This is a genomic window from Halorussus gelatinilyticus, from assembly GCF_023238445.1.
GTDB lineage: Archaea > Halobacteriota > Halobacteria > Halobacteriales > Haladaptataceae > Halorussus > Halorussus gelatinilyticus.
On the sequence record NZ_CP096658.1, the window covers coordinates 1474242 to 1501064 of the forward strand.

At 67.6% G+C, this 26823-nt stretch carries 29 protein-coding genes; 12 read left to right on the plus strand and 17 right to left on the minus strand.

Going from position 1 to position 26823, the window contains the following annotated elements:
* The first annotated feature begins 18 nt into the window (after positions 1-18).
* The gene (locus tag M0R88_RS07670; protein WP_248656350.1) at positions 19-666 is read left to right on the plus strand and encodes a DUF7857 domain-containing protein; all 648 of its coding nucleotides are present in this window, start codon (positions 19-21) and stop codon (positions 664-666) included.
* On the plus strand, positions 663-1343 hold the full coding sequence (locus tag M0R88_RS07675) for a MinD/ParA family ATP-binding protein (protein WP_248656351.1): 681 nt from the start codon (positions 663-665) through the stop codon (positions 1341-1343). The genes M0R88_RS07670 and M0R88_RS07675 overlap by 4 nt, the downstream gene beginning before the upstream one ends.
* Positions 1344-1379: 36 nt before the next feature.
* Here the strand turns inward: M0R88_RS07675 and M0R88_RS07680 are convergent, their stop codons facing one another.
* Positions 1380-2255 carry a transcription initiation factor IIB gene (locus M0R88_RS07680; protein ID WP_248656352.1) on the minus strand — a complete coding sequence of 292 codons (876 nt, stop codon included), beginning with the start codon at positions 2253-2255 and terminating at the stop codon, positions 1380-1382.
* A gap of 172 nt (positions 2256-2427) precedes the next feature.
* On the opposite strand from M0R88_RS07680, the gene M0R88_RS07685 reads away from it, so the two are divergent.
* A complete protein-coding gene (locus tag M0R88_RS07685) occupies positions 2428-2934 on the plus strand; it encodes a DUF7858 family protein (protein WP_248656685.1) in 507 nt (168 codons plus the stop codon).
* 266 nt (positions 2935-3200) lie between these two features.
* On the opposite strand, the gene M0R88_RS07690 is transcribed toward M0R88_RS07685, so the two are convergent.
* From M0R88_RS07690 to M0R88_RS07700, 3 genes are all read right to left on the minus strand, one after another.
* Positions 3201-3971, minus strand: a complete 771-nt coding sequence (locus tag M0R88_RS07690) for an AAA family ATPase (protein ID WP_248656353.1) — start codon at positions 3969-3971, stop codon at positions 3201-3203.
* 61 nt (positions 3972-4032) lie between these two features.
* Positions 4033-4464 carry an HIT family protein gene (locus tag M0R88_RS07695; RefSeq protein WP_248656354.1) on the minus strand — a complete coding sequence of 144 codons (432 nt, stop codon included), beginning with the start codon at positions 4462-4464 and terminating at the stop codon, positions 4033-4035.
* A 99-nt stretch (positions 4465-4563) separates the two neighbouring features.
* Positions 4564-5346, minus strand: a complete 783-nt coding sequence (locus M0R88_RS07700) for a helix-turn-helix transcriptional regulator (protein WP_248656355.1) — start codon at positions 5344-5346, stop codon at positions 4564-4566.
* Between the two features lie 129 nt (positions 5347-5475).
* Here M0R88_RS07700 and M0R88_RS07705 point away from each other — a divergent pair, with 129 nt between their 5' ends.
* Positions 5476-6126, plus strand: coding sequence for an HAD family hydrolase (locus M0R88_RS07705; protein WP_248656356.1), 651 nt, complete (start codon positions 5476-5478; stop codon positions 6124-6126).
* A 28-nt stretch (positions 6127-6154) separates the two neighbouring features.
* Here M0R88_RS07705 and M0R88_RS07710 read toward each other — a convergent pair whose 3' ends face one another.
* Complete coding sequence (locus M0R88_RS07710) at positions 6155-6583, minus strand: SHOCT domain-containing protein (protein WP_248656357.1); 429 nt, start codon at positions 6581-6583, stop codon at positions 6155-6157.
* Positions 6584-6714: 131 nt separating this feature from the next.
* Here M0R88_RS07710 and ileS point away from each other — a divergent pair, with 131 nt between their 5' ends.
* Entirely contained in the window at positions 6715-9963 is a 3249-nt protein-coding gene (gene ileS / locus M0R88_RS07715; protein ID WP_248656358.1) for an isoleucine--tRNA ligase, read from the plus strand.
* Between the two features lie 224 nt (positions 9964-10187).
* A complete protein-coding gene (locus M0R88_RS07720) occupies positions 10188-10886 on the plus strand; it encodes a class I SAM-dependent methyltransferase (protein WP_248656359.1) in 699 nt (232 codons plus the stop codon).
* Positions 10887-10985: 99 nt separating this feature from the next.
* On the opposite strand, the gene M0R88_RS07725 is transcribed toward M0R88_RS07720, so the two are convergent.
* The 3 genes from M0R88_RS07725 to M0R88_RS07735 all read right to left on the minus strand — a co-directional run bounded on the left by M0R88_RS07725 (position 10986) and on the right by M0R88_RS07735 (position 13128).
* On the minus strand, positions 10986-11135 hold the full coding sequence (locus M0R88_RS07725) for a hypothetical protein (RefSeq protein ID WP_248656360.1): 150 nt from the start codon (positions 11133-11135) through the stop codon (positions 10986-10988).
* A gap of 109 nt (positions 11136-11244) precedes the next feature.
* Entirely contained in the window at positions 11245-12102 is an 858-nt protein-coding gene (locus M0R88_RS07730; RefSeq protein WP_248656361.1) for a ribose-phosphate diphosphokinase, read from the minus strand.
* 159 nt (positions 12103-12261) lie between these two features.
* Complete coding sequence (locus M0R88_RS07735; RefSeq protein ID WP_368409378.1) at positions 12262-13128, minus strand: HVO_0234 family beta-propeller protein; 867 nt, start codon at positions 13126-13128, stop codon at positions 12262-12264.
* 210 nt (positions 13129-13338) lie between these two features.
* Here M0R88_RS07735 and glmM point away from each other — a divergent pair, with 210 nt between their 5' ends.
* Entirely contained in the window at positions 13339-14703 is a 1365-nt protein-coding gene (gene glmM / locus M0R88_RS07740) for a phosphoglucosamine mutase (RefSeq protein WP_248656363.1), read from the plus strand.
* 26 nt (positions 14704-14729) lie between these two features.
* On the opposite strand, the gene M0R88_RS07745 is transcribed toward glmM, so the two are convergent.
* Positions 14730-15872 carry a DUF7118 family protein gene (locus M0R88_RS07745; RefSeq protein WP_248656364.1) on the minus strand — a complete coding sequence of 381 codons (1143 nt, stop codon included), beginning with the start codon at positions 15870-15872 and terminating at the stop codon, positions 14730-14732.
* Complete coding sequence (hisI, locus tag M0R88_RS07750) at positions 15865-16305, minus strand: phosphoribosyl-AMP cyclohydrolase (protein WP_248656365.1); 441 nt, start codon at positions 16303-16305, stop codon at positions 15865-15867. Before hisI ends, M0R88_RS07745 begins: the two co-directional genes overlap by 8 nt.
* Before the next feature lie 342 nt (positions 16306-16647).
* On the opposite strand from hisI, the gene M0R88_RS07755 reads away from it, so the two are divergent.
* Positions 16648-17928, plus strand: a complete 1281-nt coding sequence (locus tag M0R88_RS07755; RefSeq protein ID WP_248656366.1) for a sodium:calcium antiporter — start codon at positions 16648-16650, stop codon at positions 17926-17928.
* Positions 17929-17950: 22 nt separating this feature from the next.
* Here the strand turns inward: M0R88_RS07755 and M0R88_RS07760 are convergent, their stop codons facing one another.
* The 4 genes from M0R88_RS07760 to trpY form a co-directional block, all read right to left on the minus strand.
* Positions 17951-18613 carry an IMPACT family protein gene (locus tag M0R88_RS07760; protein ID WP_248656367.1) on the minus strand — a complete coding sequence of 221 codons (663 nt, stop codon included), beginning with the start codon at positions 18611-18613 and terminating at the stop codon, positions 17951-17953.
* Positions 18610-19833, minus strand: a complete 1224-nt coding sequence (locus M0R88_RS07765) for an AI-2E family transporter (protein ID WP_248656368.1) — start codon at positions 19831-19833, stop codon at positions 18610-18612. The genes M0R88_RS07760 and M0R88_RS07765 overlap by 4 nt, the downstream gene beginning before the upstream one ends.
* A gap of 103 nt (positions 19834-19936) precedes the next feature.
* Complete coding sequence (locus tag M0R88_RS07770; protein WP_248656369.1) at positions 19937-21343, minus strand: PQQ-dependent sugar dehydrogenase; 1407 nt, start codon at positions 21341-21343, stop codon at positions 19937-19939.
* Positions 21344-21490: 147 nt separating this feature from the next.
* On the minus strand, positions 21491-21994 hold the full coding sequence (gene trpY / locus M0R88_RS07775; RefSeq protein ID WP_248656370.1) for a TrpY family transcription regulator: 504 nt from the start codon (positions 21992-21994) through the stop codon (positions 21491-21493).
* A gap of 83 nt (positions 21995-22077) precedes the next feature.
* Here trpY and M0R88_RS07780 point away from each other — a divergent pair, with 83 nt between their 5' ends.
* Positions 22078-23400, plus strand: a complete 1323-nt coding sequence (locus M0R88_RS07780; protein WP_248656371.1) for a hypothetical protein — start codon at positions 22078-22080, stop codon at positions 23398-23400.
* Between the two features lie 32 nt (positions 23401-23432).
* On the opposite strand, the gene hisB is transcribed toward M0R88_RS07780, so the two are convergent.
* On the minus strand, positions 23433-24020 hold the full coding sequence (gene hisB / locus M0R88_RS07785; protein WP_248656372.1) for an imidazoleglycerol-phosphate dehydratase HisB: 588 nt from the start codon (positions 24018-24020) through the stop codon (positions 23433-23435).
* Positions 24021-24142: 122 nt separating this feature from the next.
* Between hisB and M0R88_RS07790 the strand changes: the two genes are divergently transcribed.
* The gene (locus tag M0R88_RS07790; protein WP_248656373.1) at positions 24143-24340 is read left to right on the plus strand and encodes a hypothetical protein; all 198 of its coding nucleotides are present in this window, start codon (positions 24143-24145) and stop codon (positions 24338-24340) included.
* 7 nt (positions 24341-24347) lie between these two features.
* On the opposite strand, the gene hisA is transcribed toward M0R88_RS07790, so the two are convergent.
* The gene (gene hisA, locus M0R88_RS07795; protein WP_248656374.1) at positions 24348-25076 is read right to left on the minus strand and encodes a 1-(5-phosphoribosyl)-5-[(5-phosphoribosylamino)methylideneamino]imidazole-4-carboxamide isomerase; all 729 of its coding nucleotides are present in this window, start codon (positions 25074-25076) and stop codon (positions 24348-24350) included.
* A 117-nt stretch (positions 25077-25193) separates the two neighbouring features.
* Between hisA and M0R88_RS07800 the strand changes: the two genes are divergently transcribed.
* Both M0R88_RS07800 and serB read left to right on the plus strand, forming a co-directional pair.
* Positions 25194-25601, plus strand: a complete 408-nt coding sequence (locus tag M0R88_RS07800; protein ID WP_248656375.1) for a DUF7994 family protein — start codon at positions 25194-25196, stop codon at positions 25599-25601.
* 80 nt (positions 25602-25681) lie between these two features.
* Positions 25682-26320 carry a phosphoserine phosphatase SerB gene (gene serB / locus M0R88_RS07805; protein WP_248656376.1) on the plus strand — a complete coding sequence of 213 codons (639 nt, stop codon included), beginning with the start codon at positions 25682-25684 and terminating at the stop codon, positions 26318-26320.
* 45 nt (positions 26321-26365) lie between these two features.
* Here serB and M0R88_RS07810 read toward each other — a convergent pair whose 3' ends face one another.
* Entirely contained in the window at positions 26366-26635 is a 270-nt protein-coding gene (locus M0R88_RS07810; protein WP_248656377.1) for a DUF7571 family protein, read from the minus strand.
* Positions 26636-26823 lie beyond the last annotated feature (188 nt).

Genomic DNA, 26823 nt, shown 5'->3' on the forward strand with positions numbered 1-26823 from the left:
ACGGGACGAACCACGGCCATGCTCGAACTCGATTCGCACGTCGAACGGCGCGAGGGAATCGCGCTCGTGAATCTGGTCGTCCGGAACCCGACCGACGCGCCCCGCCGGGTTCGGGTCGGCAACCGACTCGACGGACCGGTCTGGCCGCCGCGTTGCGAAGGCGTCCCCGCCGCGGGGTGGGACGACGGCGGTTTCGAGGGCGTCGTCGCGGCCCGCGACCGTCGGGCGCTCGGGTACGCGAGTCCCGTGACTGCGGAGAGGGACGACGAACCCGCCGTTTCTCCGCCGGCAGAACTCGTCTGGACCGAGCGCGCCGGCGCGTCCGAATCCGGCACCGAGACCGGTTCGTTCGCCGACGCGGAGACGCCCGAGGGCGTCGTCAGAGCGCTCGGCGACCCGCGGCCGCCCGCCGACGCGGTTCCCGTCGCGGAACCCCGCTCCGCGGCGGACCCGGCCGCCGACGCCGACCCATTAGTTCCCGACGAGTCGGAGACCGACTCGTCGGTCCCGGAACCGGTCGAAGCGTGGCTCTCGGCTGTCGAGGAGCGCGCAGATGCCGACGCCCGTGAGTCCGGACCGGACCTCCGACCCGCCGACCGGAACGCGGTCGGGACCGTCGCGGACCGAATCGACGCGCTCCGTCGCCGCTCGGGGCGGTCGTCGTGATTCTGGCCGTCGCTGGCGGGAAGGGCGGCGTGGGCAAGTCCACCGTCGCGCTCGAACTCGGCGCGCGACTCGACGCCGTGGTCGTGGACGCCGACCTCGCCATGGCCGACCTCGCGGCCGGGCGCGGCCCGGACCTCCACGACGTGCTGGCCGGGCGGGCCGACCCGCTCGAAGCGGTCCGCGAGGACGGCCTGGTCCGACTGCTCCCCTGCGGGCGTACCCTCGCCGGAGCGCGCGCCGGCGACGTGACTCGCCTCGTCGCGGCGGTCGAGACGGTCGAAGAGACCTACGGGTCGGTCGTCGTGGACTGTCCCGCCGGCATGGCCGCCGACGTGGGGATGGGCCTGCTGGCGGCCGATTGCTCGGTTCTCGTCACCGCGCCGCGGGAGTTCGCGCTTGCCGACGCGCTCCGGACCCGCGCGCTCGCCCGCGAACTCGACGCGGGACTCGCGGCCGTCGCGCTGAACCGGACCGACGAGGACCCGCCGACCGCGGAGGTCCGGCGAGCGCTCGGTGCCCCCGTGGTAGCGATTCCCGACGACGACCGGGTGCGGCGCGCGCACCGCCACGGCTCGCCGGTGTCGGAGATAGCGCCGGAGAGCCGACCCGCGAAGCGGTTCGAGAAACTCGCAGAAGAGTCGCGTCCGGCGCTCGATTCGCGGTCGTCGGTTCGGTAGCGTTTCGACCGAGCGTCGTCGCTTCGCTCCGAGTCGTCAGTCCTGGAGGTCCTTGTACGCCGACCGGAGCGTCACCGCCGTCACGTCGGCCACCGCTGCGGCCTCTCGCTGGGTCATTCGGTGGCGCGTCTCCCGCGCGGCGGCGTACAGGCACGCCGCCGCGAATCCGCCGGGGTTCCGGCCCGAAATCAGGTTCCGCTCGTGGCCCTCCTCGACCAGTTCGGCGGCCTCGCGCTCCACGGCGGTCGGCAGGTCGAGTCTGCTGGCGAACCGCGGCAGGTACTGCTTGGGGTCGATGGGACCGGTTGGCAGGCCGAGTTCGGTGTTCATCACGTCGTAGGCGGACTTGAGTTCGCTCCGGGTCGCCCGCGCCACGTCCAGCACCTCGTCCAGCGTGCGCGAGACCGAGGCGGTCCGACAGGTCGCGTACACCACCGCGGCGGTGAACCCCTCCAGCGACCGACCCCGGAGCAGGTCCTCGGACTGGGCCGACTCGAACAGCACGCAGGCGCGGTCCCGGACGTTCTTCGAGAGGTCGAGCGAACTCACCAGCCGCCGAATCTCGGTGAAGGCGTACACCTGATTGCGCTCGGTCTTCGACCCGATCTTCGCTCTGTCGTGGTGCTTGCGCATCCGAGCGACGCGTCGCCGCTTGCGCCCCGTCAACCGGAGGTCGCTGTCGTGGCCGATTTCGGTCGTCAGGCCGCGGTCGTGGCGCGACCGCGTGAGGGGTGCGCCGGTCCGCTCTTTCTGCGTGTCGTCGTCCGCGAACGACCGCCACTCGGGACCGCGGTCGATGCGGTCCTCCGAGACCACGAGTCCGCAGTCGTCACAGACGGTCTCGCCGCCGTCGGGGGTCAGTCGGCCGTCGCATTCCGGGCACGCTCGGGAAGGTGGGTGTGCTTTGCTCATCACAGTCGAAACTTTGCCCGAAATACTATTTAAAGAAAGGCCGATTCGGGCCGAAACGACGGACGCGGACGCCGAGAGCCTACCGGTAACCGATAGGTTCCCGGTCTCGAACGGTTATCAGATTCGATACCCGTCGCCGACGTTTAAGTCGATGCCGGGAGAACGTTCGGACGTGACGCTCTCGGACATCGCCGACGGACTGGAAGTCACCGCCGAGCAACGCGACCGCGGCGTCGCGTCGGTGGACGCCACGGAGGACTCCCTCCGAGAGCGCCTCGCGGAGTTCGCCGACGACCTGCCCTGCGACGCGACCTCCGCGGCCGAAATCGTCGAGGCTCACACCGCGGGCGAGTCGGTCGGCGACGGCGCGCACGCGGCGGGCGTCGCCCCGATTACCGCGGCGAAGACGCTCCATCTCCTCGGGTGCGAGGGCGTCTCGCCGCTGACGCCGCGCGCTCACGAGATTCTGCGCGACTGGCTCGCGGCCGACCTCTCCCGGACCGAGGCCCGCGAACTCGCGGGCGCGAACGAGACGGAGTTCGCGCTGGCGGCGTTCGTCGAGACCCACGAACCGCTCGACGGTGCGCGGGAAGTCGTCTCCGGGTTCCGGACGATGTGCGACGATGCGAGTCGAGACGCGCTCGCGGACGCGAGAAGCACGGTAACGGATTTGGTTTGAGGCCGGTGCAGGACGTCACTGTAACTGCGACGCTTAGCCTTTGTGCGGGACGCACTCGAAGACGCCACAGGCGCCGAACGGAAGGATGCTAATCATTGTCTGTCACCTCCTGTTAGCCGAATCTCCCGAAAACATAATAAAACTAATTTTAGATATATAATAAAATATAGAAGAATAATTTAAATTTATTCACTAGATGAAAAGTTGTAAATGCCGACCGACGCCGTCGAGGACTACGACTCGGACACGCCACCCAGTTCGAGCGCTCAGGAGAGCGCGTCGGGGACGAACTCGCCGACCTCCACGTCGAACAGTCCGGCCTCCTCGAACTCCAGACCCAACTCGGCGTCGAAGACGACTTCCGCGGCGTGCGCAACGGCGGGCGCGAACGTCGTTTCGGGGTCGGGCGCGCTCGCGGGCACGTCCGCGACGGTCGTCGCGTCGCTCGTCGGCACCGCGGCGTCGGCGCTCCGGAGCGGATGCTCGGGGCCGGCGCGAGTGGCGACCACGGCGTCCACGTTCGCGCCCACGTCCGTCACGCGCCCGCGGGTGCGCTGGACCGCGTCCACGCCGCGCTCGCTCGCTGGCGCGACCACTGCGACCCGCTCCGCACTCGTCACCGCCGCGACGGCCTGATTCGCGGCGACTGGCGGCGCGTCCACCAGCACGTGGTCGAACCTGTTCGCGGCCTCGGCGAGCAGTTGCTCGAATCGCTGGGCGGCGTCGGCGGTCTTCGCGCGGGCCAGTCGCTCGAACGGGCCGCGCGCCGGACAGAGTTCGAGTCGGCCCGCGAGGTCGGCGGTCGCGGGATGCTCCCGCAGTCCGTCGGCGAGCGTTCCGTCCTCGGTGAGCAGGGTCGTCACGTCGGGGTCGATGCGGCCCGAGAGGTGGCGTGCCAGTCCCTCGGTGGCGAAGTCGGCGTCGAGGACGGCGACTTCGCGGCCGTCCCGTACGAGCGTCGCGCCGAGTTCGACGGCGAGTCGAGTCGTGCCAGCGCCGCCGGTCGCACCGACGAGCGCGGCAGTCGAACGCGTCATTGCTATCAGATTGTTCCCGTCTGGTATAAAAGGGTACGCTTGGTCCGTTCCGAGACGGTCCTCAGTCGCGCTGGGTGTGAATCTCCTCGGCGATATCGTCCAGTTCCTCCTCGGTGAGGTCGGGGCGCTTCCCCGCGACGGCGTGGATGGGGTTGCCGCCGTCGCCGTCGAACCGCGGGATGATGTGGCCGTGGACGTGCGGAACCTCTTGGCCGGCGGCCTCGCCGTTGTTGAACGCAACGTTGGTGCCGTCGGCGTCCACGGCGTGTTCGACCGCGGTATTCAGGCGGTGGACCGCGCCGAAGACGTGCGCGGCGACGTCCTCGGGCGTGTCTTCGAGCGTCTCGTAATGGTCCTTCGGGATGACGAGCGTGTGGCCCGGCGCGAGGGGGTTCGCGTCGAGGAACGCCATCGCGGTGTCGTCCTCGAAGACTTTGCGACTCGGGATGTCACCATCGACGATTTGACAGAAGATGCAGTCGTCTCGGCTCATGGCTGTGTTCGGCCTTTTCGGGGGCGCGGCGTATCAATTTTGAGGCTCGGGTCGGATAGCACTCCTCGACGCGTAGTCTCGGTCGTCGGTCGACGTTCCTCACCGGGGCGTCGCGGCGGTACTAACCTCGTCGTATTTCTCTTCGGCCCACGTCAGGAGGTCGGGTTGTGACGGTGCCGCTAACACCGAATGAGTACGCATCCGCTCGTCGAACGCCCCGAGGAAGACCGTCTCGTCCACGATTCCGAGTGCGTACTCCGGAACCGCATTCGACTCGTGTAACACGACGTTGCCCGACGTTTCGAGCGCGTCGAGCGTCTCGTCGTAGTCGGGAGTCGGCGATTCGTAGGCGGTCGGCGGTGCGACGACTTCGACCTGCAGGTCCTCGTCGACGCACTCTCGGAGCGTGTCGAGGTAGAGAGGATTGATAGTCGGCACGAACCCCCGAACATCGGTCGCGTCGAGTACGTTTCGCCGGACGTGATAGAGCGGTTCGAACGGCGTGTCGGTCGTCGAGACGGTTATATCGCACTCGATCAGCGCGTCCGTACCGACGGGAAGTTCGGTCGGGAATCGCTCGAAGAAGGGGCCGAGCGACGCTGCGAGGGTGACCGTCGAGAGTGCGTCTTCGACCGCTTCGAACGCGAGTTCTCCCGCGACGGTGATCTCGTACCGGTTTTCCGTGACGATGTGGGAGACGTATCCCTGCTCTCGGAGGGCGGTGAGGTTTCGTTGGAGGGTCGACCGCGGGAGGTCCAACTGCTCGCCGAGCGCGTCCGCGGACGCCGCGTCCTCCGAGAGCGCTCCGAGGAGCCGGTAGCGATTCGGAGATGCGGTCAGAAATCCCAGTCGCTCCAATGCGGCTTCCGGGGGACTGTCCATGATTCGTTGCCAGCGGAGTGACACTTGCCTGTTTCGGTACGTGTCGTCCACCCCCCGAACAGCACTCACCCCCTGAACACCTCCCAGCGGATAGCGTTTTACGACCGAACGCGATACCATTCGGTCACGATGAGCTACGACGCGGTACTGTTCGACTGTGATGGCGTCATCGTAGAGATGCCCGACCGAGCGACTATGACGGACGCGATGCGACGCGTCCAGCGGCGATTCGAACTGTCCGCCCCGCCGGAGACGGTGGTCGCGGATTTCTTCAAGGGCAACCTCTCGTCTATCACCGAGCGCTGTCGGGAGGCCGGAGTCGAGCGCGACACTTTCTGCACGGAGGCCGCCCGAGAAGGCGTTCGCGCACAACTGTCGGAGATTCGGTCGGGGGTGCGTTCGCTGTACGACGACGTCGCCGCGATTCGGGAACTGGACTACTCGCTGGGCATCGTCAGCGACAACCACCCGCGCGTGCTCTCGTTCCTCCTGCGGCGGTTCGACCTGACCGACTTGTTCGAGACGGTACGCGGCTGTCCATTCACGCCGTCGGGCCTCGAACGCCGCAAACCCGACCCGCACAACGTCGAGACCGCGATGGAGGCGCTCGACGCCGAAACCGCCCTGTACGTCGGCGACCGCTCGGTCGACGTCGAGGCGGCCGACAACGCCGGCATCGACTCCGTACTCCTGCGACGTGAGGAACACTCCGACCCTGAGGACGGCCTCTCTCCGACGTACGAAGCGTCCACGCTCTGGCAGCTCCACGACGTACTCTGAGGACGGATTCCGGTTGTCCGCTGGCCGGTCACGACGACCGCTCGAACGACTCCGTCTCCGTCTCCTCTTCGCGGGCGCGAGCGCGGTCCTCCACGTCCTCCAGCGTCTCGGTGTCGAGGAGTCGCTCCAGTTTCCGCTCGAACTGCTCGTCGGTGAGTTCCCCGCGGGCGTATCGGTCTCTGAGCGTCTCCAGCGCGTCGCGTTGCTCGTCGGCGTCGTCGGTCGCGGCGTCGTCTACCGAGAGGTCGTCGGCCCGGTCGTCCCACCACTCGTTTTCGTCTTCCTCGACGCCGAACAGGAGCGAGACGACCGGCACCACGACGACGTAACCGAACAGCAACGCGGCGAGCCACCAGTCCTGTCCGGTGAACATCGCCGCGAGCCAGATGCCCGTGACCAGCATGCTCACCACCTCGGTCGCGTTCTCTCGGAGACGCTCGTAGGGCGTCGCGGCCATGTGGCCGACTACGAAGGTGGGCGTAAAAACAGTGCGGGGGTCGCCGGGAGCAAGCGGGTCCCCTCGGGAGCGCTTGCAGACGAAACTGCACAACCGAACCCGATTTAACTCAGTAGAAGCACAGGACAGGTATGAGCAGGTTCGGTGAGGTCGACGACCAGTACGAACCCCACGAGGTCGAAGACCGGGTGTTCGACTACTGGGACGAGGTAGACGCCTACGAGAAAGCGAAGGAGCATCGCGCGGACGAAGAGACGTTCTTCTTCGTTGACGGGCCGCCGTACACCTCCGGCGCGGCCCACATGGGTACGACGTGGAACAAGACGCTGAAGGACGCTTACATCCGGTATCTCCGGATGCAGGGCTACGACGTGACCGACCGGCCGGGCTACGACATGCACGGCCTGCCCATCGAGACGAGGGTCGAGGAGCGACTGGGCTTCGAGAACAAGAAGGACATCGAGGAGTTCGGCGAGGAGAACTTCATCGAGGAGTGCAAGCAGTACGCCGAAGAGCAGTTGGAGGGTCTCCAGTCGGACTTCCAGTCGTTCGGCGTCTGGATGGACTGGGACGACCCGTACAAGACGGTCAACCCCGAGTACATGGAGGCGGCGTGGTGGGGCTTCGAGCAGGCCCACGAGAAGGGTCTCGTCGAGCAGGGCCAGCGTTCTATCTCCCAGTGCCCGCGCTGTGAGACCGCCATCGCCAACAACGAAGTCGAGTACGAGGACGTCGAGGACCCCTCCATCTACGTCAAGTTCCCGCTGCGCGAGGACGAGCGAAGCGAGTCCTCGGAACGTGCGAGCGGTGAAGCCGCGAGCGACGAGGAGGGCTACCTCGTCATCTGGACGACGACCCCGTGGACCGTCCCCGCCAACACCTTCGTCGCGGTGGACGGCGACGTGACCTACCAGCGGGTCCGGGCCACGAAGGACGGCGACGAGGAAGTCCTCTACCTCGCGGACGGATGCGTCGAGGAGGTCCTGAAGAAGGGCCGCTACGACGACTACGAAATCGAGGGCGAGGTCGCGGGCGAGGAGATGGTCGGCTGGAAGTACGACCATCCGCTCCGCGAGGAGGTTCCCGACCACGCCGACGGCGAGGACGCACTACAGGTCTACACCGCCGACTACGTGGAGGTTGACCGCACCGGTCTCGTCCACTCCGCGCCGGGCCACGGTGAGGAGGACTTCGAGCGCGGCCGCGAACTCGGACTGGACATCTTCTGTCCGGTCGGGAGCGACGGCGTGTACGACGAGTCGGCCGGGAAGTACGCCGGGCAGTACGTCAAGGACGCCGACGAGGAGATCATCGCCGACCTCGAAGACGCCGGCCTGATGCTCTCGTCGGGCACCACCACTCACAGCTACGGCCACTGCTGGCGGTGTGACACCGGCATCATTCAAATCGTCACCGACCAGTGGTTCATCACCATCACCGACGTGAAGGACCAACTCCTCGACAACATCGAGGACAGCGAGTGGCACCCCGAATGGGCACGGGACAACCGCTTCCGGGACTTCGTGGAGGACGCGCCGGACTGGAACGTCTCGCGCCAGCGCTACTGGGGCATCCCGATTCCCATCTGGACGCCGGAAGACTGGGACGGGAGCATGGACGACGTCATCGTCGTCGGCACCCGTGAGGAACTCGCCGAGAAAGTGGACCAAGACGTAGACCCCGAGAGCGTGGACCTCCACAAGGGCACGGTGGACGAGTTGACCATCACCGAGGACGGCACGACTTACACCCGCGTCGGCGACGTGTTCGACGTGTGGCTCGACTCGTCGGTCGCCTCGTGGGGCACCCTCGACTACCCCGAAAACGACGAGCAGTTCGAGGAACTGTGGCCCGCCGACCTCATCATGGAGGCCCACGACCAGACCCGCGGGTGGTTCTGGTCGCAACTCGGCATGGGGACCGCCGCCGTCGGCGAAATCCCGTACGACGAGGTCCTGATGCACGGCTACGCCAACATGCCGGACGGCCGCGGTATGTCCAAGTCCAAGGGCATCCTCGTTGACCCCCACGAGGTCATCGAGGAGTACGGCACCGACCCGATGCGGATGTTCCTGCTCTCGTCGAACCCGCAGGGCGAGGACATGCGCTTCTCGTACGACGAGACCAGCGAGATGCAGCGGGACCTCAACATCCTCTGGAACGTGTTCCGGTTCCCGCTCCCGTACATGCGCCTCGACGACTTCGACCCGGACGAGACCACGCTGGAGGACGTGGACGAGGACCTCGAACTCGTGGACGAGTGGGTCCTCGCGCGCCTCCAGTCAGTCGTCGCGGAGATGACCGACCACTGGGAGGACTACCGGCAGGACAAGGCGCTCGACGTCCTCCTGAACTTCGTGGTCGAGGACGTTTCGCGGTTCTACATCCAAGTGGTCCGCGAGCGCATGTGGGAAGAGGACGACAGCGCCTCGAAGCTGGCGGCCTACGCCACCTTCTACGAGGTGCTGACGACGGTCGTCGCCCTGCTCGCGCCCTACGCGCCGTTCGTCACCGAGGAGATTTACGGCGCGCTCACCGGCGACGAGGGCCACGACACGGTCCACATGCTCGACTGGCCCGAGGTCGAGGAGTACTGGCAGGACGCCCAACTGGAGACCGACGTCGGTCTTCTCCGGGCCATCGAGGAGGCGGGGTCGAACGCCCGTCAGCAGGCCGAGCGCAAGCTCCGCTGGCCCGTCACGCGCGTCGTGGTCACGGCCGACGGCGAGCGCACGGTCGAGGCCGTCGAGCGCCACCGCGACCTGCTGGCCGACCGGCTCAACGCCCGCGGCATCGAACTCGTCGGTCCCGACGAGGACTGGGGCGAACTCCACTACAGCGCCGAGGCCGACATGAGCCTCCTCGGTCCCGAGTTCGGCGACGACGCGGGCCGGGTCATGCAGGCGCTCAACGACGCCCGCGTCGCGGAGCCGACCCTCGCCGCGCTCGAAGCCGCGGTCGCCGAGGAGACCGGTATGGACGCCGACCTGACCGACGAGATGGTCGAGTTCGTCACCCAGACGCCCGATGGCGTCACCGGCGTCGGCTTCGACACCGACGGCGACCAGCACGGCGTCGTCTACGTCGATACGGAACTCACCGAGGACATCGAGAGCGAGGGGTACGCCCGCGAGGTCATCCGGCGCGTCCAAGAGATGCGCAAGGAGATGGACTTAGACATCGAGGAGCGCGTCCGCCTCGAACTCGGTATCGCCGACGACCGCGTGGCCGACCTCGTAGAATCGCACATGGACCTCGTGCGCGAGGAGGTCCGCGCCGACGAGGTCGGCGACGTGGAGGACGGCTATCGGAAGACGTGGGACGTGGAAGGCGTCGAGATGGAGATCGCGGTGGCGGCGCTGGCGGAAGCCGAGGCGTAGGGTAGAAGCCGACGGACTCCCAGCGTTTCGGCTCCGGCGGCTCTCGGAGAGATAAGTTCGAACTGGAGAGCGCGCGCATACTCGTCGTTTTCGACACACTAGCGAGTGGTCATCTAGAGTGCCGTGCTGAATACGGAGCGTGAATCTATCTCGACGGGGCGTGGTATTACGTGTCGTGCCATCGTCAGAGCTTTCACCAGCCGATAATGTTGTTTGGTATAGATATGTCTGACCCGTTTGCGCAGGCGCTCCATGATTTCCATTTCGACCAGATGAAAGGTCCACTTCTCTATCGGAGAGGAGCGGAGACCGAGGAGGTCGAAATAGAGTTTTATTTTGATGAGTTCACTGCCGACGGTTCTTGGTTGGAATCCTTGCTTGACGGGCCATTGCTGGATATGGGCGCTGGCGCTGGACGACATTCACTCTATTTTCAGGACCAATTTGAGACTGTTGCCATCGAGCAAAATGAAACGTTGGTCGAGATATTACGCGACCGTGGTGTGACTGACGCTCGACGAGTGAACATGTTCACACTCCCCGATGCGTTCGAGACCAACAGGTTCAGGTCAGCGATTGCGTTCGGAACGCAGGTAGGCCTTTCTCGGTCGATGCAAGGCCTTAGAGAGTTTCTTAACGACCTCGCATACGTTACAACACCCGATGCAACTGCCGTCATCGACGGTTTCGATCCTGAGCATGAGAAGACGAAATCGAAACTGGACTACTATAGTGACCCATCGAAGGGCCTTGCCTATCGCCTCCTGCAGATGGAGTACGATGGAACGGTGGGTGAGCCATGGCTGTACAGGCTTTTCACTCCGAGTCGCGTCCGCGAAGCTACTACCGACACAGAATGGGAAGTCTCCGAGATAAAGTACGGGCCTGAACACATCTACCAACTTGCCTTACGAAAACGGTGAGACTCTGTAACAGTACTTCCCACCTTGCTGTTAAACCTGCATCACAGTCGGCAACCGACGAGTTTCCAGATGCGTGTTCGCCAACGGCTGTTTCCTCGATTACGCCCACTGAATCCACCAGACGATACCTAACAACATCAAACCGATACCGAGCGCAGAGGTCGCGGGCTCGGGAATCAGAAAGAGGACGAATCCGATTCCGATGAGTATCGTCGGCTCCACTTCCTCCATGTTGTCCGAGATGCCCATAGTCCCGTTATTCGGTCTACGAACAAGGGGTTGTTGACCCCACACGTCGCGAGTCACCCTCCGGACGATTGCCGAGCATCAGAACGACTGCAGTCGAACCGCTCTGAACCTACAACTCCTCCGCGAGTACGGGCGCGACCGACACCTCGCTCACGGGCCGCTCGATGGTGTCGGTCCCGTAGATTCCCTCGACGCCGGCCTTCGAGAGCTTCGTGTAGGCGTCGGCGGCCAGCATCGGGTGGACGCAGGTGACGAACACCCGGTCGGCACCCTTCTCGCGCAGAATCTCGACCGCGCCGGACATCGTGGAGCCGGTGGCGATGATGTCGTCGGTCACCACCACGTCGCGGCCCGCAACGTCCGTGTCGCTCGGCGTCAACTCGACCTCTGTCCCGGAGTGGCGGACCTTCTCGAAGTAGTCGGTCTCGCCGGTACCGTAACTCTCGCGGACCGTCGCGGCGATGTCGAGCGCGCCCTCGTCGGGCGAGAGGAAGACCGGCTCTTGGAGGTCCGCGGGGAGCGGGTCGGCCAGGAGCCCCGCGGCCTCGACCGATTCGGCGGGAACCTCGAAGAAGTCGCAGACCGACTCCTCGTGCGGTTCGACGGTCAGCACGCGGTCGGTCCCCGACGAAATGGCGCGGGCGACGGCGCGGGCCGAGACCGGGTGGCCCGCCTCGAACGCCTCGTCCTGTCGGGCGTAGCCCATGTACGGCAGGACGGTGACGACCTCCGAGGCACCCCACTCGCGGGCGGCGTCCTGCAACTGGAGGAGTTCGACGTGAGCGTCCGACGAGACGGTCGAGGCGACGACGACCGCGCGGTCGTCGTCGGCCTCGGCGACGCCGGGCGCGCCCGCCAACAGTTCGCCGTCGGGGAATCGTTCGTACTCGACGCTCGCCAGAGGTTCGTCCAGTGCGGCCGCGAGTTCGGCCGCGAGGGTCTGGGAGGCTGACCCGCTGATAATCATGTGCGAGGGGTGTACGTCGGCGGGTAAATCGGTTTTCAATCGCAACTCGTCGGTCGGCGCGGTTGACGTGTTCGGCGGCGGTAGTGCGGACAGAGAAATATTCTTATCCTTATAACATTTAAAAATATTTCTAAGAGGATTCTAGAGATTGCTTTCGTGCTACGGCGCGGCGACCGCTTCGACACCCCGCAACCCGAGAATCTGGTGATTCCAGCCGTCGCCGACCGACAACAAGAACGTGCCGTCGGCCGTGACCGCGTACGCGCCCGCGCCGTGGTCGAGCGCCACCACGTCGCCGGAGACGGGTAACTCGACCTCGCGCCACTCGCCCTCGTCGTGGGCGAACAGACCGTCCGTGCCCGCGGCGTGCGCCCGGCCGAGCGTTCCGGATTTCGACTTCTCGGCGCTGACGGTCCGGAACTCGCCGTCCAGCACGTCCATCCAGCCGTTGGCGAGTTTGTAGAGGCCCCCGTCGGTCGCGGCCAGCGGCACCCCCGCGGCCGACGCGTCGCGGACGCCCTCCAGACCGACGTGGTGGAGCCCCTCGCCCGCGACCCGGTAGACGCCCGAGTCGGCGGCCACGAGGTCGCCGTCGATCGCCCGCACGTCGCCCAACTCACCGAGTTCCGTCCAGTTATCCGCACTCGCGTCGGTCCCGGTTGCCCCGTCCTCGCGGACGACCGTCCCGTCATTGCGGGCCGCCACGAGGCCGCCGCCCGCGTCGCCGTCCGCGAACCCGACCGCGACCGCCGGACCGACGCCGAGCGCCTCGAACTCGACGGTCGCTTCGCTCTCGTCGCCGAAGACGCCGACCAGCACGTCCTCGTCGGTCGCCACCGCGAGGCGGCCGTCTCGCCCCGCCGCGTCGCGGGCGGTACACCGGTGGGCCAGCCCGAACTCGCCCACGAGGTCGTCGGAGGTGTCCACGCGGGCGACGCCGAACTCGCCGGCGACGTACACCGGGGTCGGTCCCTCGCTGGCGTCGTACACCCGCTTCTCGTCGATGCTGATTCCCATACTCGACAGACGGACGGAGAGTCGGGAAAACGTTCGGGTTCTGCGCGTTGGGTTCTTTTGGCGACCGCACGCGCCGGGTGGTCGGTGTCGCCGTCGTAGCACTTCCTCGTCTCGGCCCTCTCCTCCGCCCCCGACTCGTCAACACGCTAACGTAGTCAACGACTCTCTCGGGCGGCGCGCTCCGGAATAACTTTTGCCCGCGGGTCCTGAGCGTGGCACATGAAAGTGTTCGGGTCCAGTGGTACTCGCGGGGTCGCCAACGAGGCGCTGACCCCCGAGTTCGTACTCAAAGTCGCCAAGGCGGCGGGGACCGTCTGGCGGACCGAGCGAGTGGCGGTCGCACGCGACACCCGCGCGACCGGCGGGATGCTGGCCGACGCAGCGGCCAGCGGTCTCGCCAGCGTCGGCGCGGACGTGGACAGACTCGGCATCATTCCGACGCCGGGCGCGCAGGCCTACGCCGAGCGCGAGTCTACCCCGGTCGTGATGATAACCGCCTCGCACAACCCGCCGGAGTACAACGGGGTCAAGCTAATCGGCGTCGACGGCGTGGAACTCTCCGTCGAGGAACTGGAGCGCATCGAACAGAAGTTCCTCGCAGAGAAGTTCGACTCTGCTCGCTGGAGCGAGACGGGCGAGAGCCGGCGCGTCGAGGGCGCGCGCCGCGAGTACGTCGATGCCATGCTCGACGCGGTGGACCGCGAGACCATCGCGGACGCCGACCTGACCGTCGCGCTGGACCCCGGCCACGGAGCCGGGTCGCTCACCAGTCCCGAGTTCTTCCGGCGACTCGGCTGTCGGGTCGTCACCGCCAACAGCCAGGCCGACGGCCACTTCCCCGGTCGGAACCCCGAACCTATCCCCGAGAATCTGGGCGACCTCGGCCGACTCGTCGAAGCCACGGACGCCGACGTGGGCATCGCCCACGACGGCGACGCCGACCGCGCCATCTTCTACGACGAGAACGGCGAGTACGTCGAGGGCGACGCGACCCTCGCCGCGCTCGCGGCCGCGGAACTCGACGCCGGCGACTCGGTGGTCTCGGCGGTCAACGTCTCCCAGCGCCTCGTGGACGTGGCCGACGAGCAGGACGCCTACCTCGAACTGACGCCCATCGGCTCGACCAACATCATCACCCGCATCCGCGAACTCCGCGAGCAGGGTAAGTCGGTCCCGGTCGCCGGCGAGGGAAACGGCGGCATCTTCTTCCCCGACTACCGACTCTCTCGCGACGGCGCGTACACCGCCGCGCGCTTCCTCGAACTGCTGGCCGAGCGCCCCGCGAGCGAAGTCGTCGCGCCCTACGACGGCTACCACAACGTCCGGGTCAACATCGAGTACGACACCGACGCCGAGCGCGAGGCCCTGCTGGACGCGGCCGAGCGCGAGGCCAACGACTCGGACGCCGAGACCACGACGCTCGACGGCTACCGCATCGACTACGGCGACGCGTGGGTGCTGGCCCGGCCGAGCGGGACCGAACCGATGGTCCGCATCTACGCCGAGGCCCGCGACGAGGCCCGCGCCGAGGAACTGGCGACGGAGTTCGAAGGCCAGTTGCGGGCGGCGAAGGCCGAGGTCTGACGAGACGCGATTTCAGAAATAGACTGCTACCGCTCGGGATACTCGTCCCGCGCGTCTTCTAACCGCGCTTTCTTCTCGCGCAACTCGTCCAACTCCGATTCCACCGCGCCGCTCGCCACCTTCTCGCGCTCCGAGTCCGACAACTCGGTCTTCGCTTCGGCGGCGGTCCGCAGGCGCTCGAATCGGTCGTCGTCGCGGACGAGCGACTGGACCTCGCGCAGGTCGGCGACCACCTCGTCGTCGGCGAACCGGGCGACTACCGAGATGAGTTCCTCGATGCGCCACCGCAGGTCGGCCGCCGACCGCGGCGGCCAGTCGAGTCGGAGGGGGTCGGCGTCGAGTCGTTCGAGGTAGGTCTCGTTGGTCGCCACCGCGCGCTTGAGCGCGGCCGGGCTCTCGACGTAGTGGTCGAGTTTCGAGTTGGAGTAGCGGGCGTACTTCAGCAGGTCCGAAATCGGCTCGGTCCCCACGTCGCGGGTCTCGACGTACCCCCGGAGCGCCTCGGGCGGGTCGCGGAACTCGACCAGCGAGTAGTCCTCCGTCGCGGCCACGAACGACAGCACCTCGCGGGCGCCGGCCGACGACCGGAACTCCCGGAACGCCTCGCCGACCGCTTCGTTGTAGCTCTCGATGGGGTCTCGAATCTCTTCGACCGGAGCGTCGAGGTCGGCGTCGCCGAGTTCGACCAGTCGCTCGCGCTCGGCGATTTCCTCGCGCACGTCGGCGAGCGCACGGCCGACCTCCCGGCGGACCTCGCGGTACGCCGCCAGCGCCTCCCGGCGCTCGTCCAGCAGTCCGGCGATGTCGCTCGCGTCGGCGAGTCGCTCGCGGGCCGCGGCGAAGTCCGACTCGCTCAGTCGGCGCTTGTCGAAGCGGTCGTCGGCGTCCTCGAAGGCCTCGCGCTCGGGCAGGTCGTCGGGCAGGTCCTCGACCAGCGACGTGAACTGCTCCTGAAACTGGATGAAGTTCTTGAAGTTCTCCTTGCCGGTGCCGGTCGCCTGCCCCTCGTAGCGGTCCAGCAGGTCGGTCGCCCGGTCGTAGGCGTCGGCCACGCGCTCGACGGTCTCCTCGCCGTAGTCGGCGATTCGGCTCTCTACGTCGCGGTAGGCCGCGTCGGCGTCGGCCAACTTCGCTGGCAGGTCGGCGGCGGAGTGGGTCGCGCTACTCATACACGTCGTCGGGGTCGAAGGCTTTCTCGCCGACGACCTCGCCGTCGAGGGTGCGGTAGAAACACGATTCGTAGCCGGTGTGGCACGCGCCGCCCTCCTGTTCCACGAGGTAGAGCAGGGCGTCGCCGTCGCAGTCCGCGCGGACCTCCCGGACGCGCTGGACGTGCCCGCTGGTCGCGCCCTTCTGCCACAACTCCTCGCGGCTCCGCGAGTAGTAGTGCGCGAGACCGGTCTCGCGCGTCTGCTCGACGGCCTCGGGGGTGACGTAGGCCAGCATCAGCACGTCGCCGGTGTCGGCGTCCTGTGCGATTGCGGGGATGCGACCGGTCTCGCCGAAGTCGAGTTCGACGGCCGCGTCGAGGGCGTCCTCGCGCCCGCCCTCGGGGTCGCGCTCGGCGTCGCCGTCGGTCTCGGCGGTGTGGGCGTCGCTCATGTCGCGGTAGTTCGGCTTTCCCGGCGATATGTTTTGTGTGTCGCCGGGCGAGACGCGGTTGCGATCACTGGAAATAGCAACATCGACAGAAATCCCGCGAACGCGCCTCACGAAGCCCCCGCGCGCTCGCGGTCGCTGAGCAGGATACTCTCGGCTCGCTAGCGCTCGCCTCGAATACTGGCCTGCTCAGACGACCACGGCCTTCGGCCGCGAGCGCGCGGCCCCTTCATCCCCCGACGATGGATTGGTCCGGAGCTTTCGCTGGTGGTCTGTCGCGTATAGCCCCCGCCCGCTTGCGTGTATAATCTTTCAATGGACTCGTCTACCGGAAATCGAGGTTACATGAGGCTCCGCGTCGTGGAGGTGGATATGCTACGTCGGGGGGTCGGCGTCGGTCTAGTAGCGGTCGCGTTGCTGGTCGCCGGGGTCACTGGGGGAGTCGCCGCGGGAAGCGTCGCCGAAGCGGGCGTCGTCGCGCCGGACGGCGCGGGAGGAGGCGGAGGGAGCGAGGGCGGCATCGAGGGTCTCGTCGGCGGCTTCCTCGACGGGAAGGGGCTGGTCGGCGCGATACTCGTCCTCGGCGCGGGCGGACTCCTGCTGACGGCCTGCGTCGAGAAGCTCATCAGCTACCTGACCCGCGCGGCGTTCGGTCTCCGGGTGTCGCTGTTCGCGCTCGCCATCCTCTTCACGGGGTTCGAGTTCGACGACACGGTGGTGGCGCTCGTCCTCTCGGGCGGCGGCCTCGAAGGCGCGGCGCTCGGCACCGCCTTGGGGACCGCGCTCGCCATCGTCGGCGTCACGCTCGCGCTCGCGGCCGTCGTGCGCCCCTTCTCGGTGGACCTGCCGACCGACTACGTGGCGCTGTTCGCGCTCGGACCGCTCGTGCTGGTGCCGTTCGTGCTGGCCGGCACGCTCACGTTCGTCCACGGACTCCTGCTGGTCGGCGCGTTCGTGCTGGCGTTCGGCTACGTTCTCGTCCGGGAGTATCGGCGCGAGACGCCCGTCTTTCGGAACACCGAACTCGGCGAGTCGGTGCGCTCGGACGGCGGCGAGCGCGACTCGCGCCGCGGAACGGAGCGGGCCGACGGCGGCCACGCCCTGCCGAACTCGGTCGCCTCGATTCCGGAGGACCGCGTGGTCGCCGGCCGCACCGGGTCGGGGTGGCTCTGGATATCGCTCGCGGTCGCGGCGCTCGCGGGCATCGTCTTCGCCTCGATGCTGTTGGAGGCCGGGTCGGAGGCCGTCGTCGAGGGCACGGGAATCGACGGGACCGTCTTCGGCGCGACGGTGCTGACGGCCATCCTGACCTTCGAGGACGTGATGCTCACGCTCGAACCGGTCCGGCGCGGCGTCCCCGAAATCGGCGTCGGCAACGTCGTCGGGAGCGTCCTCTTCTCGGTGACGGGCAACGTCGGCGTCGTCATGCTCCTGAGCGACCTCACCATCTCGCGGTCGGTGCTGACGTTCCACCTCCCCGCGGTCGTCGTCGTCACGGCGCTCGCGGCCTACTTCTTCCACGAGGGCCGCCTGAAGCGCTGGCACGGCGCTCTGTTGGGCGGTCTCTACGTCGCCTACTGGGTGATTGCGCTCGCGGCGTTCGGCGGAGTGCCGTTAGGTGGGTGAGTCGGACGAGAATCGACTCCACTCACTCGCCGCCGTCGATTTCGGCCCGTCCGCTCGTCGCGCTCCGGATCCGGTCTCGAAGCCCTTCGGCCTCCGCGACGGGTACCCGGACCTCGAAGCTCACGCGCTCGGCGTAGTCGGCGTCGAACGCCGCGCCCTCGTCGCCGCTCGCGCTCTCCAGAATCCCGCGCACGGTTCCCGAGTCGTCGTACTCGACCGCGACCGAGAACCGCTCGTGGGGGCGCTCTGCGACGATTCCGGCGTCCTCGATGGCCTCCTTGACGCCCCGCGAGTAGGCCCGCGCCAGTCCGCCGACGCCCAGATTCGTCCCGCCGTAGTACCGGGTTACGACCGCGACGGCGTTCTCGACGTCCTCCTGCTGGAGGACGTTCAGCGCGGGCTTGCCCGCCGACCCGGAGGGTTCGCCGTCGTCGTCGCCGTACTCCCGGAGCATCCCGCGACCGGCCCCGGCGTCGTTGCCGGACGCCCTCCCGCCGGACTCCCGGACCCGGTAGGCCGGGACGTTGTGGGTCGCGTCGTCGTACTCGGCCCGGACCTCGGCGACGAACGCCTCGGCCGCCTCGCGGTCGGCGGCGGGCGCGGCGTGGCCGACGAACTCAGAGCCGCGAATCTCGAAGGTCGCTCGGCCCCGGCCCGCCAGCGTCAGGTAGGTGTCGTCGGTCATTCCTCGCGTTCGCTCGCGGGTTCACCCTCCGGGGCCTTGCCTCCGTCGGTCGTGCGCTCGTCGGCGTCGTCCGTCGGCTCTGCCGCCACCGCGTCGTCGGCCACGGGACTCTCGACCACCGACTTCGGGTCGGCCCCGAGCGATTCGGCGGTCCGGACCGCGCCGGTGACCGTTTCGCCGTGTACCAGCCCCGGCAAGACGATTCTGGCGAGGTGGACGCTCACTACGACCAGCAGTGGACCGAGGAACAGGCCGTACCAGCCGAACAGCATCGTCCCGCCGATGTACGCGAATATCATCAATCCGCCGTGGATGTTCCGGCCCGCGATGTACGGCCGGAGGACCGCGACCGGAAGCAGGTCCAGCAGGACGAAACAGGCCCCGAAGAACGCGGCGGGGAACCAGAGCGGTCCCGGTCCCGTCGCGGCCTGATACGCGAGGTAGACGCCGACGGGCACGTAGACTATCTTCCCGACGACGAGGGGAACGAGCGTCGCCAACCCGGTTAGGAGCGCGAGCAGGGTCGGCACCGGCACGCCGATGCTCGCGGGCGCGAGGAGGTTCAGTCCGTTGTACACCATCAGTCCCATCACGATGACCGCGAAGACGGTCAGGACGTTGCCGACGAACACCGTGTGGAGGTCCTCGTCCACCGCCTCGAAGTAGGCGTAGGCCGCCGACCCCTCCGCTCCGAACTGGCCGCGGAACCACGCCGCGATGCGGGCGTCCTCGCGCAGGAGCGTGAACGCCAGCAGAACGGAGAGGATGAGATGCGCCAGCCCCGCGGTCAGCGTGGTGAACGCCGACACCGCCACCGAGAGGACCTCCTGCATCTGGCCCTGCGCCGGGCCGGGACCGACCACCCCCCGAACCTTCTCGACCAGCGCTGTCGCCTGCTCGGGCGACCCCGGCACGAACTGGGCGTACGATTCGAAGTCGGTGCCGGTCAACTGGCTGAACTGGTCGAGACCGACGAGGACAGTGTAGCCGACCAGCGCGAGAACCGGCACGAGGACGATGAGCAGCGTGAGGTCGGCGGCGTGGTCCGACGAGAACTCGGTCCTGAGCCGTCGGTAGAGGGGACGCGCGCCGTAGTAGATGAACACGCCGAGGACGATGGTTCCGACGAACGACCAGACGACGAACGCGAAGAGACCCGCGACCGCCAGCGTGAGGCCCCACCACGCCAGACGCTCGCGCTCGTCGGGGAGTCCGACCATACCTCTGTCTTGTCACCGAGACGGTAAAGTTCCGCGGGCCAGCGGACGGCGAGTCGCCGCAGTGAGGAACTGCGCCCCCGAACGCGACGCCCGCGGTACTCGACTACGCCGGGGCGACGCGGTGCAGACCGCCGCCGTCGTCGCCGCTCGACAGAACGTACACCTCGCCGTCCGCGTCCCGGCCGAACGAGTAGACCCGACTCACCTTCCCGGCGTCGTCGTCGGCCACGTCCACGACCGCGGTCGGCCAGAGACCGTCGTCGGAGTTCGCTCCGTCCGCGGTTCCGCCGCCGTCCCGCGACTCCGGCGGCGTCGCGGCGAACAGTCGCCCGCGAGCAGAGAGGTCCGCGAAGAGGTAGGTTCCGGAGAGGTCGGGAACCGCCGACCCGCGGTAGACCTCCCCGCCGATGACCGAGACGCCGGTGACGCCCTCGCCCGAGTGGGGATACTCGATTACGGGGTCGCGGAGGGGTTCCCCGCCGCGCACGTCGCTCGGCGTGCTGTCCGGGCAGTCGTCGGCCGAGTAGCAGTGAGCGCCCTCCTCGACGTTCCAGCCGTAGTTGCCGCCCTTCTCGACCAGACTCACCTCCTCGTAGGCGCTCTGGCCCACGTCGGCGACCAGCAGGTCCCCGCGGTCGAACGCCATCCGCCACGGGTTCCGGAAGCCCCACGCGAAGTGTTCGGGGAGACCCTCGTCGTCGCCCGCGAAGGGATTGTCCTCGGGGATGGCGTAGTTCCTGTCGCCTTGCTGATTGTCGATGTCGATTCGCAGGACGCTCCCGAGCAGGTTCTCGGTCACGTCCTGTCCGTTGCCGCCGGCCACGGCGTCGTACCAGTCCTCGACGTGGCCGGTGCCTCGGTCGCCGCCCGACCCGCCGTCGCCGACGCCGACGTAGAGGTAGCCGTCCGGACCGAAGAGGACGGACCCGGCGTTGTGGTTGCCCTGCGGTTCGGGGATTTCGAGAATCGTTCGCTCGGAGTCGCGTCTCGCTCGCCGACCGTTCGCGGTCGCCTCGAACTCCGAGAGGACGAAGGTGTGGCTGTAGCCGTCCGGCGTGCCGGTGCGCGGCGGGGCGCTGTACCGGACGAAGACGCGGCGGTTCTCGGCGAAGTTCGGGTGGAGCGCGATACCGAGCAGGCCAGTCTCGCTCCCCACCGTGACCGTCTCGCGCAGGTCGAGGAACGGCCGGTCGCGCAGGCCACCCGACTCGTGGACGAAGACGCGACCCCGCTGGTCGGCGACGTAGCGCCGGTCGGCGTCGGGCGCGAACGCCACGTCGAGCGGCACCTCGAACCCGGTCGCCAGCGTCTCCAGTCCGACGGCCTCGGGCAGCGAGTCGCCCTCCGCCGCGGTCGCCGTCTCCCTGCCGCCCGAATCGGTCGTCGCGGTCGTCTCGGCCGTCGCGTCCCGGCCGGCCGACGGCGCGCCCCCCGAACAGCCGGCGAGACCGACCGCACCCCCGGCGGCCGCGAGCGCGAGGAACCGGCGTCGGTTCGAGTCGAAGGTCATGGCAGTCTTCTAAGGGTCGGAGTTACAAATAGCTGGGTTCGTCGCTGAACTTCGCTCCTCGTCGCAATTCGTCCCCTCTCACGCCGAAACCCGACCTCTCGAAAATCGACTCCCTCAAAATCCACCGCTAAAAATCGACCACCGAAGTTACTGCAACTCGATTTTCCGCACGAAGTCGAGGTTCTTCAGTTCGTTCAGGAGGTCTCCCGGAACCTCCGCGTCCGTCACCAGATAGAGCCGCGGTTCGTCGGTGAACTCCGGGTCCTCGCTGATGGTCTGGCGGATGGAGATGCCGTCGTCCGCCAGCAGGGTCGTGATGGTCGCGACGATGCCGGGTCGGTCGGCGTCGGACACGTCCACCGTCAGGACGTGCAGGTCGAGGACCGGCGCGAGGTCCATCAGGCTCGGAATCGAGGAGATGTTCTGGAAGATGCGGCGCAACTGCTCGTCTTCGAGGATGGCGTCGGTCGTGGAGTCCACGACGCGCCGGTCCACGTCGATTTCGCGGGCGATTTGGGTGTTGGGAATCTCGATGCTGCCGGAGACGACCCGCCCGTCGTCGTTGACCGAGAACCCGCGTTCGAGGAGCAGTCGGATGACCGCCTGCTGGGAGGGACTCCCCTCGAACTTCTGCATAATCTCGTCGAACATGGCTTTGCTAACGGAAGCGTTTCTTAAGGGTCTCCCGGTCGCTCCTGCCATCTTCATGTAGCGCCGGACCGTACCGCCCTATAATGTCACACAAGCAACCGGAGGTCGTCGATTTGCGGACCGGACCTCGCACCGCGTCGCTCGTCTCGACGGGCTACGGCGTCGAGACCGGGGCCGGCGTCCAGTTAGAGTGGGTCGCGACGGCGACCGGCGATTCGCCCGCCGTCCTCCGAGCGACGGTGACGAATCTGAACGAGTTTCGGACCAAGTTCCGAACGAGTTCGCTCCCGCCGTTCGCCCGCGTCAATCTCGCACGGCTGCGCGAACCGCAACACTCCGAAGCCGAGGGGATATACCTCGCGCCGACCGAGGAGAATCCGCTCGTCGAGGAGTCCCCGGGGTACGAACGCCGGGAAAACGGCCACTGGCACGCGACCGAGGTCCCGCCGGAACAACCCGAATCCCTCTGGCTCGACCCCGACGAGTCGGTCGTCGGCGAGTACTACCTGCTCGGCCATCCCGACGAGGCCGACGTCGCGCCGGGTCGGTACCACTTCGGTAGTCCGTCCGAGGGATTCTCGATTGCCGTCTGGGACACCGACGCTCCCGGCCCGAACGTTGACTCGCAGTTCGCCGGAGCCGACTTCCCGCCACTTCCGGACGCCGACGCGATGGCGTGGTATCACGAGGCCGACGCGACCACCGAGGTGTATCTGGAACCGAGCGCGGAGGCGACGGTCGTTCCGGGTCGCCTCGACTTCGAGTTCGTCAACCGCTCCCACGAGGTCGTCGAGGGGAATCCGCTGGAGTGGCACCTCTACGAACTCTCGGACGGGGAGTGGTACCGGGTCGCACCGGAGATGACGCCGCTTCCGGCGACGCACCTCTATCCCGGAAACACGCGAACGGACGCGTTGCGCGTCTTTTACGGCGAACCGGTCCCCTGCGAGGACGGCCACGACGTGGGGCATCTGGGCGGCGGTCGGTACGCCTTCACCGTCGGAATGGACGACGGCGTGACCCACGCGGTCGCGTTCGATCTGCTCGGCGACCCCGTGGCGGTGACGCCGAGCGACGCGATTGTGAGCGTCGAGCGCGACGGCGACTCGCTGACCGCGACGTCGGCGCGCGGCGACCCCGACGAGGAGTGGAGTCGGCCCGCGACGTACACGCTCGCCCGAGTCGATACCCCTCCCGCGGACGCCGAACCGCGGCGGCTAATCGCCGAGCAAGTCCTGCGGCGCGACCGCCTGCGCGACGCGATCGGACTCCTCCGCGAGCACGACGCCGAAGCGGTGACGATACGGGAGTACGACTCGGGTCAGCCGCCGTTCGGCGTTGACGAGCCGTACTTCGTCGCGTACGACGGCGACGCGTACCGAATCGCGACCGAGGCCGACGAGTAATCCCGGTCCGGAGGTTCGGCTGTACCGTCGCCCTACAACTGCCCCTTCGTACTCGCCACGTCACCGCGCCGCTCGTCTATCCGCGTCGCGTCGTCCAGCGCCCGCGCCAGCGACTTGAACATCGCCTCGATTTCGTGGTGGGCGTTCTCCCCAGAAACTTCGACGTGGAGCGTCAGCCCCGCGTTCATCGCCAGCGAGCGCGCGAAGTGCTTCGCCATGTGGCTGGTCATGTCGCCGACGCTCGACTGCGAGAACTCGCCGTCGAACTCGAAGAGCGGGCGGCCGCTCACGTCCACGACGACGCCCGCGACGGCCTCGTCCAGCGGAACTTTGCGGTCGGCGAATCGCTCGATGGCGCGCTTGTCGCCCAGTGCTTCGGCGATGGCGTCGCCGAGCGTGATGGCCACGTCCTCGACGGTGTGGTGGTCGTCGATTTCGAGGTCGCCGTCGCAGCGCACCGTCAGGTCGAACAGGCCGTGCTTGGCGAAGCTTTCGAGCATGTGGTCGAAGAAGCCCACGCCGGTCTCGACCGTGGCGTCGCCGTCGCCGTCCACGTCGAGGGTCACGTCGATGTCGGTCTCCGCGGTCTCGCGTGTCACCGCGGCGGTTCGGTCGCTCATACCCGACAGTTCGTCCCGAGCCACATGGTCGTTGCCCTCCCGAGCGGACTCGTTCGCGCCGGAGCATGACGAACGTCTGACGAAATTATATTAAATAGCTGATTGTATATTCTGTCGGGAAGATGGAGATGCAAAAGATAGACGCTCTGACGCTCCTCGGGCTGCTCGTGGGCGGACTCCTGTCGCTCGGTGACGGAAAACTCCTCGGTGTGCCACTGCTCGTCGCCAGCGCGTACCTGCTGGCCGAACGACGAACGCGACCGACCGAACGGCGGCTGACCACCCGACTGACCGCCGCCATCGGCGCGCTCGCTCGCTGACCCGCACTCAAATCGACTTCGCTTCTTCGAGCGTGAACTCGCCCTCGTAGAGCGCGGTCCCGACCACGACGGCCGCGGCCCCCGCTTCGCGGAGCGCGCGCACGTCGTCCAGCGTGGCGACGCCGCCCGACGCGACGACCGGAATATCGACCGCCTCGACCACCTCGCGCACGCGGTCGGTCTGGACGCCCGCGAGTCGGCCCTCCACGTCTACGTCGGTGAACAGAATCGCGCCGGCGCCCAGTTCCTCGTAGCGCGCCGCGGCTTCCGCGGGGTCGAGTCCCGTGCCCTCGGTCCACCCCGAGACGACGACTTCGCCGTCCTTCGCGTCGAGGCTGACCGTGACCGAACCGGGGTACTCCGCCGAAATCTCCTCGACGATTGCGGGGTTCTCGACCGCGGCGGTGCCCAGTATCACGCGGTCCACGCCGCGCGCGAGCAGGTCGGTGGCGTCTTCGACGGTCCGGATGCCCCCGCCCAACTGCACGTCCACGTCCTCGCCGACCGCCTCGATGATGGCCTCGACCGCCGGGGCGTTCTCGCGCTCGCCCTCGAACGCGCCGTCGAGGTCCACGAGGTGGAGGGTCTCGGCACCGCGCTCGACCCACTGCTCGGCGGCCTCCACGGGGTCGCCGTAGGTCTTCTCGGTGCCGCGCTCGCCCGCGACCAACTGCACGACCTCGCCGTCCTGCATGTCCACCGCGGGGACGACCTCGAACTCCGGGAACTGCGTCATAGCGGTCGATAGGCGGAGCGCCGGTTAAAGGCTCACCCTTCGGCGGGCGCTCGCGGCCACCCGATATTCGCGCCCGCCGGACGCTACCTTTAGGTCGCTTCCGGTAGACGTGTCGGTATGAAACAGTCTTCGTTTCGGTATCTCGGCGCCTTCGACCTGCTTCTGGTCGCGGTGTTCCTCGCCGTCTTCGGCGTCCGGGCGCTCACCGAGAGCGCCGCCGTCCCGGCGATGGCGCTGGCCGGCGTCTCCGCGATCCTCGCGGGAAGCGTCAGGCGGGTGTCTGTCGGTCCGCTCGCGCTCTCGTGGCGGCACTTCGTCGCGCTCACCTACGCGCTCTTCGGGGTGATGCTCCCCGCCAGCTACCTGCCGGGCGTCCTCGCCGGGACCGCCTCTCGAGCGGAGGTCGCGCTGTTCGTCGTCACCGCGGTCGGGGCGCTCTCGCTGCTCTTTTTCGGCTACGACGTGCTTCGAGGCGGCGACCACTTCGACGTGGAACCGAACGTGGAGACGGTCGTCGGTCGGTAACACCTCTCGACTCTCCGACGGCTCTCGCACTAACCGCGCCTTCCGTTCGTTTCAAGCCCCCGGCAGACGAACCCCCGGCCATGACGCTGGTCGCGTTCGACTTCGACGGGACGCTCTCGGACTCGGAGATGACGGTCCTCCTCGGCGAGCAGATGGGGGTGGCCGACGAGATGGCCGACATCACCGAGCGAGCGATGAACGACGAGATTAGCTACGCCAAGAGCCTCCGGGACCGCGCCGCCCTGCTGGAGGGGCTTTCCGACGCGAAGGCCGAGGAGGCCTTCGAGCAGGTGTATCTCCGGCCCGACGCCGCGACCGTGATTCGGGAACTCAACGAGGCGGGCGTGACCACCGCGGTCCTGACCGGCGGGTTCGAGCGCGGCGTCGAGGTCGCCTTGGAGCGCGAGGGCGTCTCGGTCGATACCATCGTCGCCAACCGCCTGCCGGTCGCGGACGGCGAACTCACCGGCGAGGTCGAAGGCCCGCTCATCGAGGGCACGAAGGACGACGCCTTGGAGCGTCTCGCCGGCGAGCGCGAGATAGACATCCGGGACACCGTCGCGGTCGGCGACGGCGCGAACGACCTCCCGATGCTGGAGGTCGCGGGCCTCGCAGTCGGCTTCGTCCCGAAATCGGCGGTCCGGCCCTCCTGCGACGTGGTGGTCGCTACGATGGAGAAGCTCCGGGACCTGTTCGAGGAAGAGGGACTGCTGGACTGACCGACGCGCGAGAAACTGACGACCCGAACGGCGGCCGCGCGCCGTTCAGGAGGACGCGGTATCGAGGTGCCAACCGGGGTCGTGACCGGTGCGCTCGATGAGGTCGGAGCGACACGCCGGGCAGTAGTCTGGCGTGCCGTTCGAATCGCGGGGGACGTAGACCGCACCGCCGCACTCCACGCAGGCGTCGGGGACGACCGTCGCACAGTTACCGCAGACGTTGAAGTCGTCGACTGTGAGTTCGCGCAGGGGTTCGAGTTGTTTGTCCAAGATGTACTCGTCGATGACCGCCTGACAGTTTTGGCACGGTTTCATGGCGATGCGCTCGGTACCATGCGACACCCACACAAAGACCTACCGACCGTGCGAACCCTTGCCGGATACTCACCCGTCGCGTACCGTCGAGTAGGCTCGCCCTACCGAGGTCCTGCGGCCGGCTTCCCGGTTCTGCCGCGGTCCGGCGGCCGGCCGCCCGGTCCGGTCGTTCGAGATTCGCCGCGCAC

Coding starts and splice junctions, on each gene's coding strand:
- M0R88_RS07765 (WP_248656368.1), bottom strand. CDS start 19,833: ATGGTCGGACTCCCCGACGAGCGCGAGCGTCTGGCGTGGTGGGGCCTC.
- M0R88_RS07690 (WP_248656353.1), bottom strand. CDS start 3,971: ATGACGCGTTCGACTGCCGCGCTCGTCGGTGCGACCGGCGGCGCTGGC.
- hisI (WP_248656365.1), bottom strand. CDS start 16,305: ATGAGCGACGCCCACACCGCCGAGACCGACGGCGACGCCGAGCGCGAC.
- M0R88_RS07780 (WP_248656371.1), top strand. CDS start 22,078: ATGTCACACAAGCAACCGGAGGTCGTCGATTTGCGGACCGGACCTCGC.
- trpY (WP_248656370.1), bottom strand. CDS start 21,994: ATGTTCGACGAGATTATGCAGAAGTTCGAGGGGAGTCCCTCCCAGCAG.
- M0R88_RS07695 (WP_248656354.1), bottom strand. CDS start 4,464: ATGAGCCGAGACGACTGCATCTTCTGTCAAATCGTCGATGGTGACATC.
- ileS (WP_248656358.1), top strand. CDS start 6,715: ATGAGCAGGTTCGGTGAGGTCGACGACCAGTACGAACCCCACGAGGTC.
- M0R88_RS07710 (WP_248656357.1), bottom strand. CDS start 6,583: ATGGCCGCGACGCCCTACGAGCGTCTCCGAGAGAACGCGACCGAGGTG.
- M0R88_RS07705 (WP_248656356.1), top strand. CDS start 5,476: ATGAGCTACGACGCGGTACTGTTCGACTGTGATGGCGTCATCGTAGAG.
- M0R88_RS07770 (WP_248656369.1), bottom strand. CDS start 21,343: ATGACCTTCGACTCGAACCGACGCCGGTTCCTCGCGCTCGCGGCCGCC.
- M0R88_RS07810 (WP_248656377.1), bottom strand. CDS start 26,635: ATGAAACCGTGCCAAAACTGTCAGGCGGTCATCGACGAGTACATCTTG.
- M0R88_RS07745 (WP_248656364.1), bottom strand. CDS start 15,872: ATGAGTAGCGCGACCCACTCCGCCGCCGACCTGCCAGCGAAGTTGGCC.
- M0R88_RS07730 (WP_248656361.1), bottom strand. CDS start 12,102: ATGATTATCAGCGGGTCAGCCTCCCAGACCCTCGCGGCCGAACTCGCG.
- M0R88_RS07755 (WP_248656366.1), top strand. CDS start 16,648: ATGAGGCTCCGCGTCGTGGAGGTGGATATGCTACGTCGGGGGGTCGGC.
- M0R88_RS07760 (WP_248656367.1), bottom strand. CDS start 18,613: ATGACCGACGACACCTACCTGACGCTGGCGGGCCGGGGCCGAGCGACC.
- M0R88_RS07680 (WP_248656352.1), bottom strand. CDS start 2,255: ATGAGCAAAGCACACCCACCTTCCCGAGCGTGCCCGGAATGCGACGGC.
- serB (WP_248656376.1), top strand. CDS start 25,682: ATGACGCTGGTCGCGTTCGACTTCGACGGGACGCTCTCGGACTCGGAG.
- hisA (WP_248656374.1), bottom strand. CDS start 25,076: ATGACGCAGTTCCCGGAGTTCGAGGTCGTCCCCGCGGTGGACATGCAG.
- glmM (WP_248656363.1), top strand. CDS start 13,339: ATGAAAGTGTTCGGGTCCAGTGGTACTCGCGGGGTCGCCAACGAGGCG.
- M0R88_RS07700 (WP_248656355.1), bottom strand. CDS start 5,346: ATGGACAGTCCCCCGGAAGCCGCATTGGAGCGACTGGGATTTCTGACC.
- M0R88_RS07720 (WP_248656359.1), top strand. CDS start 10,188: ATGTCTGACCCGTTTGCGCAGGCGCTCCATGATTTCCATTTCGACCAG.
- M0R88_RS07790 (WP_248656373.1), top strand. CDS start 24,143: ATGGAGATGCAAAAGATAGACGCTCTGACGCTCCTCGGGCTGCTCGTG.
- M0R88_RS07725 (WP_248656360.1), bottom strand. CDS start 11,135: ATGGGCATCTCGGACAACATGGAGGAAGTGGAGCCGACGATACTCATC.
- M0R88_RS07670 (WP_248656350.1), top strand. CDS start 19: ATGCTCGAACTCGATTCGCACGTCGAACGGCGCGAGGGAATCGCGCTC.
- M0R88_RS07800 (WP_248656375.1), top strand. CDS start 25,194: ATGAAACAGTCTTCGTTTCGGTATCTCGGCGCCTTCGACCTGCTTCTG.
- hisB (WP_248656372.1), bottom strand. CDS start 24,020: ATGAGCGACCGAACCGCCGCGGTGACACGCGAGACCGCGGAGACCGAC.